At 29.7% G+C, this 17,419-nt stretch carries 17 protein-coding genes; 16 read left to right on the top strand and 1 reads right to left on the bottom strand.

Features of this window, described 5'->3' with window-relative positions; all coding sequences use genetic code 11:
* Positions 1-86 precede the first annotated feature (86 nt).
* The 12 genes from KPL55_RS26390 (at position 87) to KPL55_RS14285 (ending at position 14,027) form a co-directional block, all read left to right on the top strand.
* Positions 87-212 (top strand): hypothetical protein, encoded by a 126-nt coding sequence (locus KPL55_RS26390; protein WP_281418860.1) that lies wholly within the window; start codon positions 87-89, stop codon positions 210-212.
* Positions 194-604, top strand: a complete 411-nt coding sequence (locus KPL55_RS14335) for a hypothetical protein (RefSeq protein WP_216307420.1) — start codon at positions 194-196, stop codon at positions 602-604. Before KPL55_RS26390 ends, KPL55_RS14335 begins: the two co-directional genes overlap by 19 nt.
* A 56-nt stretch (positions 605-660) precedes the next feature.
* Entirely contained in the window at positions 661-3,792 is a 3,132-nt protein-coding gene (locus KPL55_RS14330) for a leucine-rich repeat domain-containing protein (protein WP_216307419.1), read from the top strand.
* Positions 3,793-4,164: 372 nt separating this feature from the next.
* The gene (locus KPL55_RS14325) at positions 4,165-4,782 is read left to right on the top strand and encodes a hypothetical protein (RefSeq protein WP_216307418.1); all 618 of its coding nucleotides are present in this window, start codon (positions 4,165-4,167) and stop codon (positions 4,780-4,782) included.
* Positions 4,782-5,726, top strand: a complete 945-nt coding sequence (locus KPL55_RS14320) for a DNA-processing protein DprA (protein WP_216307417.1) — start codon at positions 4,782-4,784, stop codon at positions 5,724-5,726. Before KPL55_RS14325 ends, KPL55_RS14320 begins: the two co-directional genes overlap by 1 nt.
* Complete coding sequence (locus KPL55_RS14315) at positions 5,723-6,244, top strand: HAD hydrolase-like protein (RefSeq protein WP_216307416.1); 522 nt, start codon at positions 5,723-5,725, stop codon at positions 6,242-6,244. The genes KPL55_RS14320 and KPL55_RS14315 overlap by 4 nt, the downstream gene beginning before the upstream one ends.
* 563 nt (positions 6,245-6,807) lie before the next feature.
* Positions 6,808-7,317: a hypothetical protein gene (locus KPL55_RS14310; protein WP_216307415.1), complete on the top strand. Its 510-nt coding sequence runs from the start codon at positions 6,808-6,810 to the stop codon at positions 7,315-7,317.
* 402 nt (positions 7,318-7,719) lie between these two features.
* Positions 7,720-8,256, top strand: coding sequence for a hypothetical protein (locus tag KPL55_RS14305; RefSeq protein ID WP_216307414.1), 537 nt, complete (start codon positions 7,720-7,722; stop codon positions 8,254-8,256).
* 102 nt (positions 8,257-8,358) lie between these two features.
* On the top strand, positions 8,359-8,757 hold the full coding sequence (locus KPL55_RS14300; protein ID WP_216307413.1) for a hypothetical protein: 399 nt from the start codon (positions 8,359-8,361) through the stop codon (positions 8,755-8,757).
* A gap of 351 nt (positions 8,758-9,108) precedes the next feature.
* Positions 9,109-10,515 (top strand): PGN_0703 family putative restriction endonuclease, encoded by a 1,407-nt coding sequence (locus KPL55_RS14295; protein ID WP_216307412.1) that lies wholly within the window; start codon positions 9,109-9,111, stop codon positions 10,513-10,515.
* Positions 10,516-10,586: 71 nt separating this feature from the next.
* A complete protein-coding gene (locus tag KPL55_RS14290; protein ID WP_216307411.1) occupies positions 10,587-10,853 on the top strand; it encodes a hypothetical protein in 267 nt (88 codons plus the stop codon).
* A gap of 414 nt (positions 10,854-11,267) precedes the next feature.
* Complete coding sequence (locus KPL55_RS14285; RefSeq protein WP_216307410.1) at positions 11,268-14,027, top strand: calcium-translocating P-type ATPase, PMCA-type; 2,760 nt, start codon at positions 11,268-11,270, stop codon at positions 14,025-14,027.
* 589 nt (positions 14,028-14,616) lie between these two features.
* Here KPL55_RS14285 and KPL55_RS14280 read toward each other — a convergent pair.
* Complete coding sequence (locus KPL55_RS14280) at positions 14,617-14,850, bottom strand: DUF2642 domain-containing protein (protein WP_216307409.1); 234 nt, start codon at positions 14,848-14,850, stop codon at positions 14,617-14,619.
* 84 nt (positions 14,851-14,934) lie between these two features.
* On the opposite strand from KPL55_RS14280, the gene KPL55_RS14275 reads away from it, so the two are divergent.
* The 4 genes from KPL55_RS14275 to KPL55_RS14260 all read left to right on the top strand — a co-directional run bounded on the left by KPL55_RS14275 (position 14,935) and on the right by KPL55_RS14260 (position 17,030).
* Positions 14,935-15,108, top strand: a complete 174-nt coding sequence (locus tag KPL55_RS14275) for a hypothetical protein (RefSeq protein ID WP_216307408.1) — start codon at positions 14,935-14,937, stop codon at positions 15,106-15,108.
* A gap of 228 nt (positions 15,109-15,336) precedes the next feature.
* Positions 15,337-15,576: a hypothetical protein gene (locus tag KPL55_RS14270; protein ID WP_216137362.1), complete on the top strand. Its 240-nt coding sequence runs from the start codon at positions 15,337-15,339 to the stop codon at positions 15,574-15,576.
* 353 nt (positions 15,577-15,929) lie between these two features.
* Positions 15,930-16,154 (top strand): hypothetical protein, encoded by a 225-nt coding sequence (locus KPL55_RS14265; protein WP_216307407.1) that lies wholly within the window; start codon positions 15,930-15,932, stop codon positions 16,152-16,154.
* Between the two features lie 87 nt (positions 16,155-16,241).
* Positions 16,242-17,030 (top strand): TspO/MBR family protein, encoded by a 789-nt coding sequence (locus KPL55_RS14260; RefSeq protein WP_216307406.1) that lies wholly within the window; start codon positions 16,242-16,244, stop codon positions 17,028-17,030.
* The last annotated feature ends 389 nt before the right edge of the window (positions 17,031-17,419 follow it).

The following is a 17,419-nucleotide window of genomic DNA, read 5'->3' as shown; positions in this document are numbered from 1 at the left end:
GTATATAAAAACTTAGAGTTAATACTTAGAGTTAATTATAAAGAATAATTAATAAATATATAAAATATGAATAGAGGTAATGGTATATGAAATTATTAAATATTAGCATATTATTTGCAGGTGAAACATTGACAAAATGTACGAAGGAATATAGTGTAGCAATAGTAAAAAATGGGGAAAAGATACTAAAAATTTGCAATTTAATTCAATAGGATATAATGACCCTTCGTACTGTAGATTTCAAGAAGTAGATTTTATATTAAGAATATTAGAGAGGCTAAAAATAGATTATGATTTAATAGAGATAAATGGGCAATATGTAAAACAATACGATATATTACATGATGATATAGTGATGTCTAATAAAATAATGGAATGGATCAATAGTGGGTTATATAAAACAACAATAGGTTCATTTGGAGCTACTTCAGGAGTTTATTCCCGAAATTTAAGCAAAGAAAATGTAGAATTATTACAAAAATACAATTTGAAAATGGTAGAGGGACTAAGCAAAGAAAATATGGACAAGTGTACAAATATGGTGTCAGAAGCAAAAGAAAACGTGTCAAATGGTATGACCGGAGTATACATATTTAAACAGTGATATGTAGTTTATACTCTAGTAATTAAGCAAAATACTATTCGTGGTAGGAGGAAAAAATGTTTGAAATATGTCTTTCAGAAGATGCAAGAGATGAGATGCGAAGAAAATCAAATGAGGAAGTATATAAGCTACATGAAAGAATGGATTTATTAATGAAGGGGTTATGGGGTGGAGGAACAAGAGTAAAAAAACTACATGCTATTAATAAGAAGAAATGTATATATGAAGCTAGAATTGATAAAGCAAGGCGTATGTTATTTTCTATAATGCCAAAGGCTGAGAATAGTAGTTCTAATAAAGCATTAATCTATATCTATCACTTAGGATTAGAGCATGATAAGGTAATACGTGTTGCAAAAAGTATTTTAGGAAATGATTATACTCAAGAATTATATGAGGTTGAACAATGTACAGATGAAAATATTGAAAAAATTATTGAACATGAATCAAAATACTACTCTAATCAGTATGAGATTTATACGTATTTAAATAATTCCAAGTTTTATTTAATGAATGAGGAAGATTTAATAAGAGTTATTAATAAAAAAGAGTTAACCAAAGATGAAATAATAGATTTTCAGTTGAAGCTTTCACAGGAACAGTATGAACTTATGATTAAACCATTACCAATGCTCATTGCAGGAACTGCTGGTAGTGGTAAAACTACAGTGCTAATCTATAAATTTATATCTAAGCCAACCGAACAAAAGATATATATAACTTATAGTGAGCAGCTTTGCAGGGATGCTAAGGAATTATTTGTGAGGTTAGTGAGAGGCTTGGATGATGAAGAAAATTATTTGAAAAATACAAAGTTTACTACTTTCGAAAATTTTCTTGCTAAGAATAAGGAAGATGAAATACAGGCTATAATGACTCAAGATAGATTTATATTTGAATACATAAAATACGCTAGAGGCAATAACTTGCAAAAAAAATTTACTCCGCATATGGTTTGGGAGGAAATTAGAGCAGTATGGAAAGGTAGCGGTAATAGGTATAAAGTAAAAATTACTTTAAATGAATATGTTGCGATTTCTTCTGAGGAAGCTCCAAACTTTTATAACTGTAGGAAGGAAGCATATAACATATTTTTATGGTATGAAAATTATTTGAAAGATAATTATATGGTCGATGAATTAGATATGATAAATAAATATTTAAGTGTAGATATAAATACAAAGCCATATTATATGGTTGCGTGTGATGAAGTTCAAGACCTCACAGCTTTACATTTGATAATGTTATTTTCGTTAGCTCAATATAAAGAAGAAAGGCTTATATTAGTTGGCGATGACCATCAAATAGTTAATCATAGTGGTTTTAGATGGGAAAATGTTAAAAATACATTTTATAATCAATTACATAATTCAAAACCCAAACTCTACAAACTAGAACAGAATTTTAGAAGTGTAGGAAATATAGTTAGGTTGGCTAATAGTATAAACTCCCTCCAAGAGGACTTAAATGAATTAAAATATTCGGTTAAATCTAAACAAGGCGTATTCGATGGTGATATGCCTTTGATTTGTAGCGATATTGAAGAAAAAAGTTTGATGGAAAGCTTATATACTATGGGACCTACCCAAGCTATTTTAGTGAAGAGTATACTAAAGCAGCAGGAGCTAAAAGAATATTTTGAAAGTAAATATAAAAATAGTCCTTTGATATTTACAATAGAAGAGTCAAAAGGCCTTGAATTTCAGATGGTTGTTTTGTGGGAGTTAGTTTGTGATAAATTAGAGGCTGATAAAAGTTGGGAGAAAATTCTAAGAAGAGAAAACAGTGGAATTTCAATTAATAATATTTATAAGAAATTCATAAGATATGAAACAACTTTATTATATGTTGCAATAACAAGAGCTATGAAAAATTGTATTATTTATGAGGGTAAAAAAATCCCGCAATTATGGAAGCAAGATGATATAAATAATAAATTGAAGATAGTTAAAGAAATAGGTGAAATAAAATTATATGCAAATAGCAAGTGTGATGATATAGAGTGGTTTAATCAAGGTAAAAAGCTTTTAAGTAAGAAACTTTATAGACAAGCAATTCAATGTTTTGAAAGAATAGTAGATGAGAAACTTATTAATGAAGGCACATTGATTAAGAAAGAATGTAATGCTTTAATAGAAATAGAAAGTGGAAATCTAGAAAATGCAGCGCAGATATATGTAGATATAGAGAGGATAGATGAGGCTGCAAGGTGTTATGATAATGCTGGTCTTTATAGAACGGCAGCAAGGTTATACGGTTCTAAAATCTATGGAAGAAAAGATATGAATATATATCATTTTTATGAAACTAAGTATTTTGATAGCATAAATGATTGGAGCAAAAGTGCAGTTTCTTGTGTTTCTATAAAAAAATATAATGAAGCAGCAATTAGATATGAGAGGGCTGGGGAATTAGAAAAAGCAGCGGAAGTTTATGAACATAAATTAGAGGATTATGATAAAGCGGCAAATTATTATTTAATGGCGGGAGAAATGCAAAAGGCTGGAAGATGTAATGAAAAGAACAGATTAGAAGAAAATTTAATAAAATTTGAAGACTTTGAAGTTGAAAAGGTTGTGAGAAAAGGAATTGGGAATTGTAATCAACCTATATATACATGGGATGTGTTAGGATTAACTAGTTTGCAGATAGAACAAAAGGGAATAACGAGTTTAGAAGGTGTACAGGCATTAAAAAATCTTAATTCAATATTTATACAAAAAAACAACTTAAAAGATGTATCACCACTTAAAGATTTAGTTAATTTAAGGCAAATAGTAATACTTAAAAATAATATTGAAGATATAACACCTATATATAATCTTAAACAATTAGAACAGTTATATATATTTGAAAATGACATAAAAGATATAAGTGGAATAGATCAACTTCAAAATATGAAAAAATTAGGATTTTGTGACTGTAAAATTACAAATATAAATGAACTTGAACAATTGATAAATTTAAAGGAACTCCTTATAGACGGTAATCTTGTGAAAGATATTTCGGTGCTTCATAATCACTTTGAGCTAGAAAAGCTATATATTAGTAATAACTTAATAACGAGCATAAGGGCGGTAGGAAAACTAAAGAAACTAAAAGTATTTCATTGTGGTGGTAATAAAATTAAAAATTTTAAACCACTAGATAAATTAAATTTAGAGGAGGTTGATACTACTTCAACTTAAGAGTAAGTTTAGAACTATGACGATTTCTAACTATATAAAAAGGGGAGGGAACTTTAAAAGTGTTATTGGTGATAAATAGATTTGTGTGAAGAGACAATTACTATAAGAAATCTGGAGCGATCTTCAGAAAAAGTTATTATTACTTATAAAAATTTATTCTGTGCCCTGTGGATAATTTACAAGGTTTAATTATCCTTATAAGCAAAATAAAAACAATAATTTATCGAAAATGATTGAAGAATGATGAGAAATGTGGTAAAATATTCAAGTGAATATTGAATTTTTCGTGACATCCAGTTGATTTTTATAGGAAAGTTTCATTTCGAATTTAGAAAATACAAATACAAATATAAACAAGTGGGGGGGTTCGTAATGGATAGATTTATTATTGAAAACAATATCTGTTTAAAAAAAGATATTACTGGATATTATCATCAATTTTATACTGGGTATGGACAACCAGATAATCCTGGTTTTCTAAATACTCTGAAAAATACTTTTAACACAGAACCACATAGAAATTTAATTATAGCAAGGGACAAAGTTATAGAAATTTTGATGGAAGATATTCCAGATATTATTAAAATAGAAAGCTTGTCAAATTGTATGTGTGTTTGTGTGCCTAGAGCGAAGGCGCTGGGAACATATTCTAATTCTCAGCTAATGCTAAGAGACGCAATAAAAATTGCGGCTAATGATATTCGAGGAGTTATTGATGGAACTGATTGCATTATAAGAGTAGTAAACACTCTTACAACCCACTTGCGTAATGCAGTTAATATTCCTAATGATGGAGATGAACCATGTCCAGGAATAACGGTTGCCACCTGTGATATAGACACAAATAGAATAAGGAATCAAAACATTATACTTATTGATGATATATATACAAGAAATGTTAATATCGATCAAGATTGTATCCAAGCATTACTTGATAATGGTGCGAAAAAAATAATATTTTATTCAATTGGGTACGCTAGGAGGAGCTAATGAAGTATTCAGATATTGCATTAAAGGTACTAGCTGCAAAAGAGTGCGGGATAATAAAAACAAACGCTCAGTTTTGGGGCAATTTTGCAGATAGAGAGAAGTTTGATAAAGAAGTCTTGAATGATGACAGAGTTATTAAGACATCAGAAAAAATATCTGGTGAACTTGATTCGTCAGATAGGGAAGAAGGAATTATTTGTTCTTATGATGATGATTTCCCAGTTATCAACGGAAAAGTTAAAAATAATGGAGACAAACCGTATTTATTATTTTACAGGGGCAATTTGTCATTACTTAGTGATTTAAATAAGAATATAGCAGTAATTGGTCTTCTCGACCCAGATGAGGATATTATTAAAAGAGAAGCAGATGTAGTTGAAAGACTTGTTAAAAACGAACTTGTAATAGTAAGTGGATTGGCAATAGGCTGTGATACAATTGCGCATAAAACTTGTTTAGAAACAAACGGTAAGACGATTGCAATTTTGCCATCACAATTAGGCAAAATATATCCTGCTGAAAATCGTGATTTTGCTGAAGTGGTAGTTAAAAAAGGCGGACTATTGATTTCTGAATATTATAAGGAGGCTGCTTCAAAATACGAGGCAATTAATCGATTTATTGAAAGAGACCGATTGCAAGCGATGTTTTCGAAGGCAATTATTTTGATAGCTAGCTATAGAAAAGGAGAAGGAGATAGTGGTTCGCGTCATGCAATGGAGGCCGCAAGGAAGTATGAAATTGAAAGATATGCAATGTATAATAGTAAGATGGATGAGAACGATAAGCGGTTTGGCCTAAATAAGGATTTAGTCAATAGCAAAGGGATAGATAAAGTTAAAATTTTGATTTCAAGTTCAATCGATCATATTAAATTGATTGATAATCCAAATTTGTCTTCAAAAGCGTATTCTAATATTGGCGAACAAATGACACTACTATGATAAGTATTAAGAGATATGTATTTGATTTAGACAATACTCTGATATATACAGATTCATTAAATAATGTTTCTTACAATTATGCGTTAAATCTGCAGGGGTTCGCACCAATTAATAATTGTAAAAGGATTACACGAGATGTTGTTTTTAACAAATTTCCGGACCTGAATAATGCACAGAAAAATGAAATAATAGAATTAAAGCAAGGATACTTTATGAATAATTTGAAGAGTACAATACCAAATATATCGTTACTACAGGTATTGAAAGCTCAAGATGTTGAAATTTGTATGTTATGGACAAGCTCAGATGAGCCTAGAGCATTAGCAATTTTAGAATACTACAAAATTTGTAAGGCATTTAGAAAAATCCTATTTAGTAATAAGGTTGATGTGATACAGGATATAGAAAAAATCACCGAATTTCTTGAATGTGATTTAGAAAACTTAGTTTTTTTCGAAGATAATCGGAGTGTAATTCAAGATTTGCAACAATTAAAACTGAATGTTATATCTGTATGATTCAGTGAATATCAAGAGTACAAGAAAAAAATAAGAGGTGCGATAATTAATTATAATATTTTACTAATAAGTGGGTTGCTTCGCATCCCACTAGGGTAACTGTGACTTGGGAAGAATAGTAAACTAATTAACCAAAATTTAGAGTGAGCATCAGTAGCAGGAGTAGGGCTACTGGTGCTTATTTTGCGGTAGGTCTAGCCATATAAGATTAGAAAACAGAGATTGTTCGTTTCGGTTACTAAACGCTTAATGGTACCTGATTTTCTGGCATCTATTCACCTGAAACTGTAAGTATTGAACTGGTTGGAAAATGATGGAAGAAAAAATGATGAAGACGATGCAAATGGTGATGGAATAATTGAGGGAAGCCTAATTGAATAATTTTAGATAGATGCACAGCAGGTAAATTAATAAAATGTGTCTAATTATACATAGTTAGACAAGTTTTTTACGCATAATATGCTATTATTTAAATGATTTAAGAATTTGATGTATTAACTTTTGGATACAGCTTCAATTTAATAATAACTGAAATACAAATAAAAATTTATGGAGGAATAATAATGGTATTAGAATCAATTGAAAGAAAAATTACAGTATACGAGCTTAATATAATTACAAAGAAGGTATTAGAAAAAAAAGGGCAAATATATATTAGACAAGATATAGGGAAAGATTTAAATAAGAATCCTTATTTTACTTTTAATATAGAGGTAATTAACTGTATTTATAGTTTGGATACACTTCATTTTCAAATTCAAGAAGGTTATCCAGGTGTTTATATCGATATTGTATTTAATATTTTAAAAGAAGTCAAACCTCCTATTTTTAAATCACCTGAAGTTGATGTTAAATTTATATATAATAATAATCCAGATTCTTGTTCATATTTATTATATTTTGAGGGGATATGTATCAGCTTTAATATTGAACCAATAAAATTTGAAAGTATATTAAGTGATTTAAAGGCTAGTGTTATCATAGAAAGACAAAAAGAGGCTGACTACAGAAAAGAATGTTATGATGCCTACGATTCTTTGCCAGAAGAATTTTGGGACAATATAGACGCTTAATATTATACAAAAGGTTTTTTTTATAAGCATTAGAACTCTAAAGATTCCATAACATTGTATTAGATGAGTTAATAATAAGTATTATTGGTATATTGAATTCATGGGTACCTATTAGTAGGAAAAGAATGCAGAAGAAAATTTAATCTGTTCATGTATACAATTTAATCATCTTAAGTACTATTATACATGCAATATTTACGATTGTATTGGGAATCGCTTTGCCTTTTGTAGTACATACCTCATTAACCTCCACACTAGCATTTATAACATGACCAGCTAAATGGATAGCATTTGGAGGAGTAGAGATGTTACTAATTAATAACAGTCCCAAGTATATTGCGAGAAGTTATTACTTGGTCTAAATGATAAATTTAGCTATAATTAGTTGAAAGGAGGGAATTAATGGGTACAAAACAAATGTTAATAAATCAATTATTGAAGGATTTGGCTTTTATGCCCAATGGAACAATGAGACCTACCATAGTTGTTTTACCCGGTAAACCGTATGGAGAGGTAGTGTTTGTAATAAAGGAAGATGAGTACCATATAAAAAAGATTGCCCCTAATCCTTCTATTAGTATAAGAAATAGTATAATAGAAACGGACGAAGCCCTAGGATTCCTTAATATGTTTATGTTTAGTGATGATAAAGAATTAATATATGACTGTTGGCTAAATTATAACAATATGATGGATAGGCTGATGATAGAAATGCTTTGTACTCAAGAGAGCATTACATTTGAGTGGAGAGATAATAGCTTAAAAATAAATAAGAAATTTTCAATGTGCAACGATTTGGTTCCATTTGCAAAACGGTATATTGAGCACAGTAAGGCATATAGAAATTGGGGCGATACTGATTTTGAGATATTAAAGAATAGTATAGATCAAAAGTATTCAATATATATTGATTTATGGAATGAACTAGAGATAATATAGTGCAACAGAAAAAGCTTTGACTAATCATATTAGTATTATCGAGGGATCTTTTATTTATTTATATATTGGTATTAATTTTGAATTTAATTTAGGAGGTATAGAATGAAAAAGTGGTTGTTTCCATGTAATTTATTTAAGTACGATATATTAGGGAGTTTTCTGAAAAATGGATTTGTAGATTATGGAACTAATTTAAATGTGTTAGAAGGAGATGCTGTATATATTTATATAGGTGCTCCATACAGTGCTATATTGCTAAAATGTAGAGTAAGAGCTATTTTAAGTTATGATCAATCTATCAATGACAGTGAATTTAATGTAGGCGAAGAAATAAACATAAAGAGGAGGTCCAAGTGTGTAAGATTAGTCCCTGAAAATAATTATTTGAGTAAAATCGATTTGATTAATAGTAAAAAACTCAAAGCTAATGGAGTTAAAGGATTTTCTTTTCAAATAGAATTAAGTGAAGAGGCTATTATTTATATTGATTCTATAGAATAAAAATTAAGTTAAAGTTAGATGGGAAACTGCTGAAAGATATATTTCGGTAGTTTTTTGATTTTTGGAAATATTTTTATGAAAACTTAATGAAATCTATCAATATGGTATGTGGCTCGCTTAACTTAAGCATAAGGTGTTTTAATAAATAGCTAGTGGGTGATGTTACAGTACTCTTTGACTAGTTATTTACTTTTAAGGGATTTACAAGAAATAAAGGGATTATTAGTTGATTGTTGAATAATGTAATAAGGTATTAAAATTAAAATATGTAAAGAGAATTATTATTTAGAATTATGAGTGCGCATGAATTGTAGTCTTAGATAGAAATAGATAATAAGGGAGATGACTTTAATGGATAGTGAATTGATGAGTGAGTTAGCTAAAATGTTTGGTGATATGGATAGTACTAAAACTTTGATAGGTGACCAAGACATCAACACATTATTTTCTAATGACCTGAATGTGTTTATGGATTCTTTATTCGGTAGAAAAAGAATACTAATATTAAAAGTTAACATGAATAAAGCTAAAATCATTAAAGAATTGAAAGAATATTGTGAAAGAACAAAAATTGAAGTTAGTAGTTTAGATACTAAGAATTTAACAGTTGATAATATTAAGGGCGAATGTGAAATATTTTACGAAAATGGTATGCCTTATTCTTATAGAAAGAAACCTTATTATGTTTCTGGTGCTAATCAAATGATACTTGTTGATAATTTAGCAGAAGATACTGATATAGAAGTTCTAAGAGCTTTTATGTATATGGGAAGCCTTGGATGTTATTATGATGATGTAGAAAACCTACCAAAAGAAAAATTACCCTATGGGTCTGCATATGTATTTATAGCTGATAATAATTTTCCTATAAAAAGATTTGCATCTATAAGTTCATATTGGAATGATGAAGCTGCAATTCTGGATTTACGGGATTATCAAACCAAAATTAAGGGACATTTAGGGGCCTATAAAAGAAATAAGCTTAAAATTTTAGAAGATGGAATATTTAATTACCAAGGTAAAGAACTTTTGTATGAACATATTTTACCTGTGGATAAAAGAGAATTAAATATTATTGAAAAGTATAGGTCTGATTTTTTTCAATCAGATTATAGTAATATAAATTTCCATAAATATTTTCATCATTTGAACTCATCACAGGCGATGTGTATCAATTTTTTCTATCCATTAATCAAAGAAAATTTATTGGAATCGATATTGAGTGTCATAAATATTAAAGGAGAAATTAATTATAATTCTAAAGATATATGTTTTGAAAAGGGATCTGAATTAGAAACAAATGCAAAGAGGAAAACTAATTTTGACTTTTACATTAAGTTAACATCAGGAATTAAAGTATATTTTGAAATAAAATATTCGGAAAATGAATTCGGAAAAGCTAAGCATGATGAGGAGCATAAAAATAAATTTAATGATATATATATGCCATTAATTAAGGATAATCCTGCAATAGAAAAAAGTTATAAAACTGAAGATATATTTTTGGATAATTATCAAATAATGAGAAATATAGCACACGTTTCTGAAGATAGTTATGTTATATTCATATATCCAAAGGAAAATCAAGGTATTAGAAAAACGGCATTGTCTGCAAGAAAAAATATTATAGCTAGAGGGTGGGGAGCTCATTTTATTTTATTTACATGGGAGGACCTCATTAAAGAATTAAATTATAGATTGAATTCTGGAGAAGTAATAAATTATTACAATAAGGAGTTCAGTTATAAGTATTTTTAATATTAATTTTCTTAGATGTAGAATAGTTTTTAGAAATAGAGAAAATATTAATTATATGGAGGAGACGGTGTATGGAAGATAAGAGTTTCAGTAATTGGTTATCAGATAATAAACAGGTTGTTAAAGAAATAATTAATATAAGTCCTGGTTTTATAGTTGGATATACAGAGGAAATTGAAGGTAGTATAAACAGCGAAGCTTATTTAGATATGATGTATTGGGAATTGGGACAAAATTATGAATTTGAGATAATGCAGGGGGCAGCTAAGTACTTGTATGTGAAAAGCAGAATTGAAAAGGTGATAAAGCTTTATGAAAAAGTGAAAAAAATCAGATAGGTGGAGAGAGGCGATGTTATATAAACAATATAGTAATGGAGGGATGTCAAGTGGTATGATTGACCCACAATTTTGGTTAAAAACTGCTATTCCTCTATTAACTGAAAATACAAAATTATAATCTCGTATTGCATAGTCATAAATTTTATGATACCATAAGATTATTAATTAAATAACAATTATGAATGTTAAAAGGGAGTAACTACCTATTTATAGGTGATAAAGTCAACATACCCGACCTTAAGGTCTGGCTTTATCGTGGCTAATTCCAGTCAAGTGAGACTTTTAACGCAATGATCTACAAGTGGATCGTTGTGTTAAAAGTCTTTTATTTTTTTTGGTGTAAAGGAGGAATAATTATATTGAAATTTTAATTAAGGTGTTAAGTTTTATAAAAATAAAGGAGTGGATAACATGAAATATTTTAATAAGCAGAGCTCAGAGGTTTTAAGTGACCTTAATGTTGATAGTAGCACTGGACTGTCGAGTTCTGAGATTGAGAAAAGACTAGCAAAATATGGTCCAAACGAATTTACAAAACAAGAAAAAGGATCCATATGGGATAGTATTAGGGAAGCAATAACCGAACCTATGATGATAATACTTTTAGCAGCTGCTGCAATTAGTGCATTAGTAGGTGAGTTCCATGATGCTATTGGGATAGTGTGCGCAGTAGCTGTAGGAATTGGGATAGGAATTTTCACAGAAGGAAAATCACAAAAGGCTGCGGATGCCTTATCAAAAATGACAGAGAATATAGAGGTAAAGGTATTACGTAATGGGAAAATTATTCAAGTCAATAAAAATGAGTTAGTTCCCGGTGACATAGTTTCAATAGAGACTGGAGATATGGTTCCAGCAGATGGCAGACTTGTAACTAGTTTAGATCTAGCTGTTAGAGAGGACATGCTTACAGGGGAATCAGAGGATGTAAATAAAGACTGCGAACTTGTAATAGAAATGGAGAACATACAAGCTAAAAATAAAGTTATTGTACAAGACCCAATTCCTGCAAAACAAAAGAATATGGTTTTTGGAGGAACGCTTATTGCTTATGGTAGAGCTACGTTTGTAGTTACGTCTACAGGTGATAGCTCCCAGATGGGAGAAATAGCTAGAAATCTTGAAGACGGAGATTTACAGACACCGCTTCAAGCAAAACTTGGAGATTTAGGTACTAATATTTCTAAATTTTCAAGCGCTATTGCTGCCATATTATTTATAGTTATGATTGTTAAGTTGGTTGTGGCCAAGGAGATATCACCAGACACCACCGGCGTACTTGCCTTTTTAGAATCAGTTGGACCAATAAAGACTGCTTTTGTAGTATGTGTAGCTCTTATTGTTGCAGCTGTTCCTGAAGGACTTCCAACAATGATAAATATGACACTTGCAATAACTATGCAAAAAATGGCTAAAATAAATGCACTTGTTACTAAAAAAGAAGCTTGCGAAACAATAGGTTCAGTAAGTGTAATATGTTCAGATAAAACTGGTACACTTACTCAAAATAGAATGACAGTGGAAAAAGTTTATTTAAATGGTAAGTTTAAGGGACGCGAAGAATTAAGTAATAGTAATAACTATTTCACAGATAACTGCCTTGTAAATTCAACAGCAGACATTGAAAGAGATGAAAATGAAGTTAAGTATCTAGGAAGTGCAACTGAATGTGCTCTTCTTTTATACAATGATGCCTGTGATTATGTACAAGAAAGACAAAGTGCAAAAATAGCTCATCAAATTCCTTTTAGCTCAAAGCGAAAGAGGATGAGTACTGTTATAGAAGAGGAGGAAGGTGCTACGGTATTAACAAAGGGAGCACCAGAAATAATTCTAGAACTTTGTAAATTCGAACACGTTAATTCTGAGGAAGTAGAACTAAACCAGTCAAGGCGTGATGAGATACTGAATGAAATTGGAAAACTTCAAAAAAATTCTATGAGGGTACTTGGATTTGCATATAGAAATATAAGTGAAGAGGTAGCTATGGCGTCAGAGCAAGGAACGCTTGAGAATAATTTAGTATTTACAGGGTTTGTAGGAATAAGAGATCCTCTAAGACTTGATGTTAAAGAAGCTGTGGAAACTGCTAAAAAAGCAGGAGTTTCTACAAAAATGCTTACAGGTGATAATATAATTACAGCTATTGCTATAGGAAAAGAGCTAGGATTACTAACTGGTAATAATAGAGCAGTAGAAGCAACTTATATAGATACGTTATCAGATGAGGAACTTAGAGAGGAAATAACTACTATATCAATAGTAGCACGTTCAAAACCTGATACAAAAATGAGAATAGTTGAAGCTCTTCAAGATAATGGTGAGGTAGTTGCTGTAACTGGAGATGGAATAAATGATGCTCCAGCACTTACAAAGGCTGATGTAGGTATAGCTATGGGTATAGCGGGCACAGAGGTTAGTAAGAATGCTGCAGATATAATATTAACAGATGATAGTTTTGGAACTATTGTAAAGGGTATTAAGTGGGGAAGAGGTATTTATGAGAACTTCCAGAGATTTATTCAATTTCAGATAACAGTAAATATAATTGCTTTTTTAACAGCTATTTTATCTGTATTATTTGACTTCCAAATGCCGTTTACTACAATACAATTGTTGTGGGTAAATATTATAATGGACGGGCCACCAGCACTATCACTTGGACTTGAACCAGTAAGAGATGCAGTCCTTGCGAGAAAACCTACTAATAGAAATGCTAGTATTATAACTAAACAAATGATGACAAGTATGATTGCCAATGCTTTATATATAACAGGTATTATCATGATTCAGATGAAGTTTGATATATTAGGAGCTGGATTCCCGAAAGATGGCGTTACTGGGTCAAATGAAATGCAAACAGTGTTATTCGCGGTATTTGCTTTTAGTTCATTATTCAATGCATTTAACTGTAGAGAATTTGGCACAAACAGTATATTACCTAACATTTTAAAGAATACCATATTTTTAAAAATATTAGCAGTTACAGCAGTAGCTCAAATATTTGTGACAGAAGTATTCTCAGGATTCTTTAATGCAGTGCCTTTAAGCGCTTTTATGTGGCTGAAGATAATTGGATTAGCTTCACTTATAATAGTAGTAAATGAAGTAGTGAAATTAGTTATGAGACTTTTTGTGAAAAAGAACAAACAAATTGTGTCAGAATCATGAGAAAAGATAGCAAAAATAAGCAAATACATAAAGATGAAATCAAAGTCCTTAAAAAAGCTTTAAGCAAAAAAGAGAATTAAATAAAATACCCTCCTGTCATAAATATGATGTGAGGGTATTTTTCTATATGGTTATAGGATATTCACCAGTTTTCAAGTAAGTGGCATATTTATTTGATGATAATTTTGCTAGTTTACGACTAATATGACAATTCATAAGGAAATTACTAAATCGTTGTATAGTGTATATTGAAGCAGGAGAATATTATGAGCATTAACAAAAAAGCTTGCTAATAGTAGTATGAAAATGTTACTTCATTATAATTATTTTGAGTATTCTCAATTTTGGAAACCAGTAAATAGATTCCACTTAATTCCATCCATTTACTTCCTAGAAAACACCACTCCTTCGTCCTTTCTTTTATGAAGATAAAGAAACTGAATTAGTACAGTACACATCAATGCAATTTTCTATTTAGATATGCAGAAATAGTCCTCATTTCGGTTTTTAAGAAAGAAAATGTAAATATAATTCTAAGATAATGCAATTAAAAATTGGTTTAAACTACCTTATTACGTTCTAAGCTCTTCTAAATAGGCATTACATAAATAATTTGTTGAAGGCGAATATAAAATACTGTTTCTGTACCATAAGTCTTAACAACGATATGATCAGGCTTTACCTCTACGAGCATACCTTGTAGGCTTCCTCTAACTGTTTCAATGAGTACTGATCGTCCTATGATTGTCTTTAAAGTTTCTACAATATAAGGATCTATTATTGTGGTGTAGTTAATAGGATGTTCATTTTGCGAATTATTCATTTTTTAACCTCCAAATAATTTAAATTATAATACTACTATAATATTTACTATGTATAGAGAAGGTTACATTTTTAGATCTGATTTATGAGCAATGGATTCTCACCTTTAAATGTAAAGACTGTTACAAAATCAAATGGAGGAAAATCATTAGGACCTAGTGAAGGATTGATATACGCATGTAAAAAACTATTGGAAGATAAAAAAGATAATATTAATGAAATATATGATGCAATATTAATAGATGAGGGTATGAGTTAACCACTATTGATAGCAAATCGAGTATAAAATTTAAAGATAAGAGTAAAAAAATGTTAATCATCGAGATTCCATAGGTATTAGATGAACAAGGTTTAAAGGAGCATATTAAGGAAAAGGTATCTGATTTATGTGGTTTTATGTCTTTAATTGCATCTTTATTAAAGATGATTTATGTTGAAATAAATTTAAATTAATGATATTATATAAATATATTTAGGTGGTGAAAAAATGGACAATGAAATTTTAGATTTACTAAAAATTATGAATAATAAGCTCGATGAACATACACAAATATTAAGAGCTTTAGAACATGCGAGTGAAATTCACAAAGCAGAAATAGATAAAATCAACCATACAGTTGCAAGAGTTGAAGGTGAAGTTAAAGGGATTAGAGAAGATATTACAGCAGTAGAAATGATAACATCGAAGAACTGGAATGATATATCAAAATTAAAAGCAGTAAAATAAGAGGGAATCGTCAGGAGTGATGGTTCTTATTTTACGTCTGCAAAGATATAAGATATTTACAAGCTATAAAAGCTTTTAGCAGAAGGCGAAACTTTCAGAAATCTATATAGGAAACACAACTAAAAATAAATTTGTAACCAGATTAATTGTAACTAAAATATATAAAGAAAACAAGCGGACAAGAGAAAAAAATATAAACATGAAATTAGACTTATTATAAGAAATTTAGAAGACTTAAAGTTTATTAATGATCAAGCGGCATTTTATGTATCTAAGGTGAAAATTAATACTAATCTTTACAGAGGAAACTGTTATGTAAATTTAATTGGATATTAAAAAGGAGAGATAGAGTCATGGAAATAGTTGGAAGCATTTTAATATTACTATCGATAATAAGCTTTATATGGACAGACGTTGGTGTTCTTATGATGGGACTATTTATGTTGTTCGATACAAGTGCTCCTATAATACCACAGACAGAGGTTGGTTTTTGGGGGGGGAAAAGCGGCAAGATTATAGTGAGGGTAACAAGCTTATTTTTTATAGGTTTCGGGGTTTTTATTATATCACTAGGGTAACTGCACTTACCAAAGCTAATATTTTAATTTGACATGGAATTTAAGCATTATCATTTTAAATAAATTTAAAAAACTTGGGGGTTGAAAATGAATATAAAAACAAAATCTTGGATCAACGCAATTTTATTATTGATTACATTAATCGTAAATGGGGCAGGGGCTTTTGGCTTAATTAATAATCTCTCACAAAAAGAAGTATCAGATATGTATCCAACCTTAATCACACCATCACCTTCTACCTTTAGCATTTGGAGTGTTATATATACGCTTTTGATTATTTCTATAGTTGTAATGATTATAAAAAATAACAATTCGTATTATGAGCGTGCAATTAATGAAATCAGTTTTCTCTTTTGGTTGTCATGTGCTCTAAATATTGTGTGGATTGTAAGTTTTTCTTATAATCTAATTGGTTTGTCTACAATTTTTATTTTTGCTTTTTTAATTATCATGGTTTTGGTTACAAAACGAATTGGAAAAATTCAGTCTCAAAAACGTTGGTTGCTCCCTCTTACTTTTGGTTTGTATTCAGGATGGCTTTTTATAGCAACTGTTGTAAATATATCTGCTTGGCTCGTAAAGATTGAATGGGGTAGATTTGGTATTGCGGCTGAAATTTGGAGTGTAGCTATTCTTCTTGTTGCAGTAGTTTTGACAGCGTTGGTAGTATTAAACACTAAAAATGCTATATTTCCAATTCCTATTGCATGGGCTTATTTCGGAATCTATAATGCTCAATTAACTACAAATGGTAACACTATATTGCTACAGAGCGTTTCATTAATTGGAATAGTTCTCTTAGTTGGAGTATCGGCAATTCAATTTTACAAAAATCAATATCATATTATTTCCGTTGTTTCAGAAAAAAATGTTTAATTTGAAATAGCAAGTGAGCCCATCTTAATTTCTTATCGTTGAGTTTTGTAAAGATTGTGGTGAAGTGAAAAGCATGAAAGTAAAAAATCCATCTGCAATTAAATAATTTAATAGGGTTTTGATAAATGATAAAAAAGGTTGTATTTTGAACCTTTTTTATTTTTGCATCTATAATATTAAAACGGGGTGATGTAAGCATAATTTTAAAAAGAAATTTTAATTTAGTATAAAATTTATCCTGTGAAATGTAAGCCTATATTTTAAATTTGGTTTACAATCATTTAAGTAATAAATGTAAATATAAATGAAGTTTATGAAAGTTATATAATTATGGTATACTTGGTAAGGTATAAAAAAGTCTTTTAACTATTTAATTAGAAAAACATTTA

The sequence above is a fragment of the Clostridium lacusfryxellense genome, assembly GCF_018861735.1.
Taxonomy (GTDB): domain Bacteria; phylum Bacillota; class Clostridia; order Clostridiales; family Clostridiaceae; genus Clostridium_AD; species Clostridium_AD lacusfryxellense.
The sequence above is the reverse complement of the archived record's forward strand: the minus strand, read 5'-3'. Positions and strand labels throughout refer to the sequence as shown.

Coding starts and splice junctions, on each gene's coding strand:
- KPL55_RS26390 (WP_281418860.1), top strand. CDS start 87: ATGAAATTATTAAATATTAGCATATTATTTGCAGGTGAAACATTGACA.
- KPL55_RS14260 (WP_216307406.1), top strand. CDS start 16,242: ATGAATATAAAAACAAAATCTTGGATCAACGCAATTTTATTATTGATT.
- KPL55_RS14265 (WP_216307407.1), top strand. CDS start 15,930: ATGGAAATAGTTGGAAGCATTTTAATATTACTATCGATAATAAGCTTT.
- KPL55_RS14280 (WP_216307409.1), bottom strand. CDS start 14,850: ATGAATAATTCGCAAAATGAACATCCTATTAACTACACCACAATAATA.
- KPL55_RS14310 (WP_216307415.1), top strand. CDS start 6,808: ATGGTATTAGAATCAATTGAAAGAAAAATTACAGTATACGAGCTTAAT.
- KPL55_RS14305 (WP_216307414.1), top strand. CDS start 7,720: ATGGGTACAAAACAAATGTTAATAAATCAATTATTGAAGGATTTGGCT.
- KPL55_RS14295 (WP_216307412.1), top strand. CDS start 9,109: ATGGATAGTGAATTGATGAGTGAGTTAGCTAAAATGTTTGGTGATATG.
- KPL55_RS14330 (WP_216307419.1), top strand. CDS start 661: ATGTTTGAAATATGTCTTTCAGAAGATGCAAGAGATGAGATGCGAAGA.
- KPL55_RS14315 (WP_216307416.1), top strand. CDS start 5,723: ATGATAAGTATTAAGAGATATGTATTTGATTTAGACAATACTCTGATA.
- KPL55_RS14300 (WP_216307413.1), top strand. CDS start 8,359: ATGAAAAAGTGGTTGTTTCCATGTAATTTATTTAAGTACGATATATTA.
- KPL55_RS14290 (WP_216307411.1), top strand. CDS start 10,587: ATGGAAGATAAGAGTTTCAGTAATTGGTTATCAGATAATAAACAGGTT.
- KPL55_RS14275 (WP_216307408.1), top strand. CDS start 14,935: ATGAGCAATGGATTCTCACCTTTAAATGTAAAGACTGTTACAAAATCA.
- KPL55_RS14325 (WP_216307418.1), top strand. CDS start 4,165: ATGGATAGATTTATTATTGAAAACAATATCTGTTTAAAAAAAGATATT.
- KPL55_RS14320 (WP_216307417.1), top strand. CDS start 4,782: ATGAAGTATTCAGATATTGCATTAAAGGTACTAGCTGCAAAAGAGTGC.
- KPL55_RS14270 (WP_216137362.1), top strand. CDS start 15,337: ATGGACAATGAAATTTTAGATTTACTAAAAATTATGAATAATAAGCTC.
- KPL55_RS14285 (WP_216307410.1), top strand. CDS start 11,268: ATGAAATATTTTAATAAGCAGAGCTCAGAGGTTTTAAGTGACCTTAAT.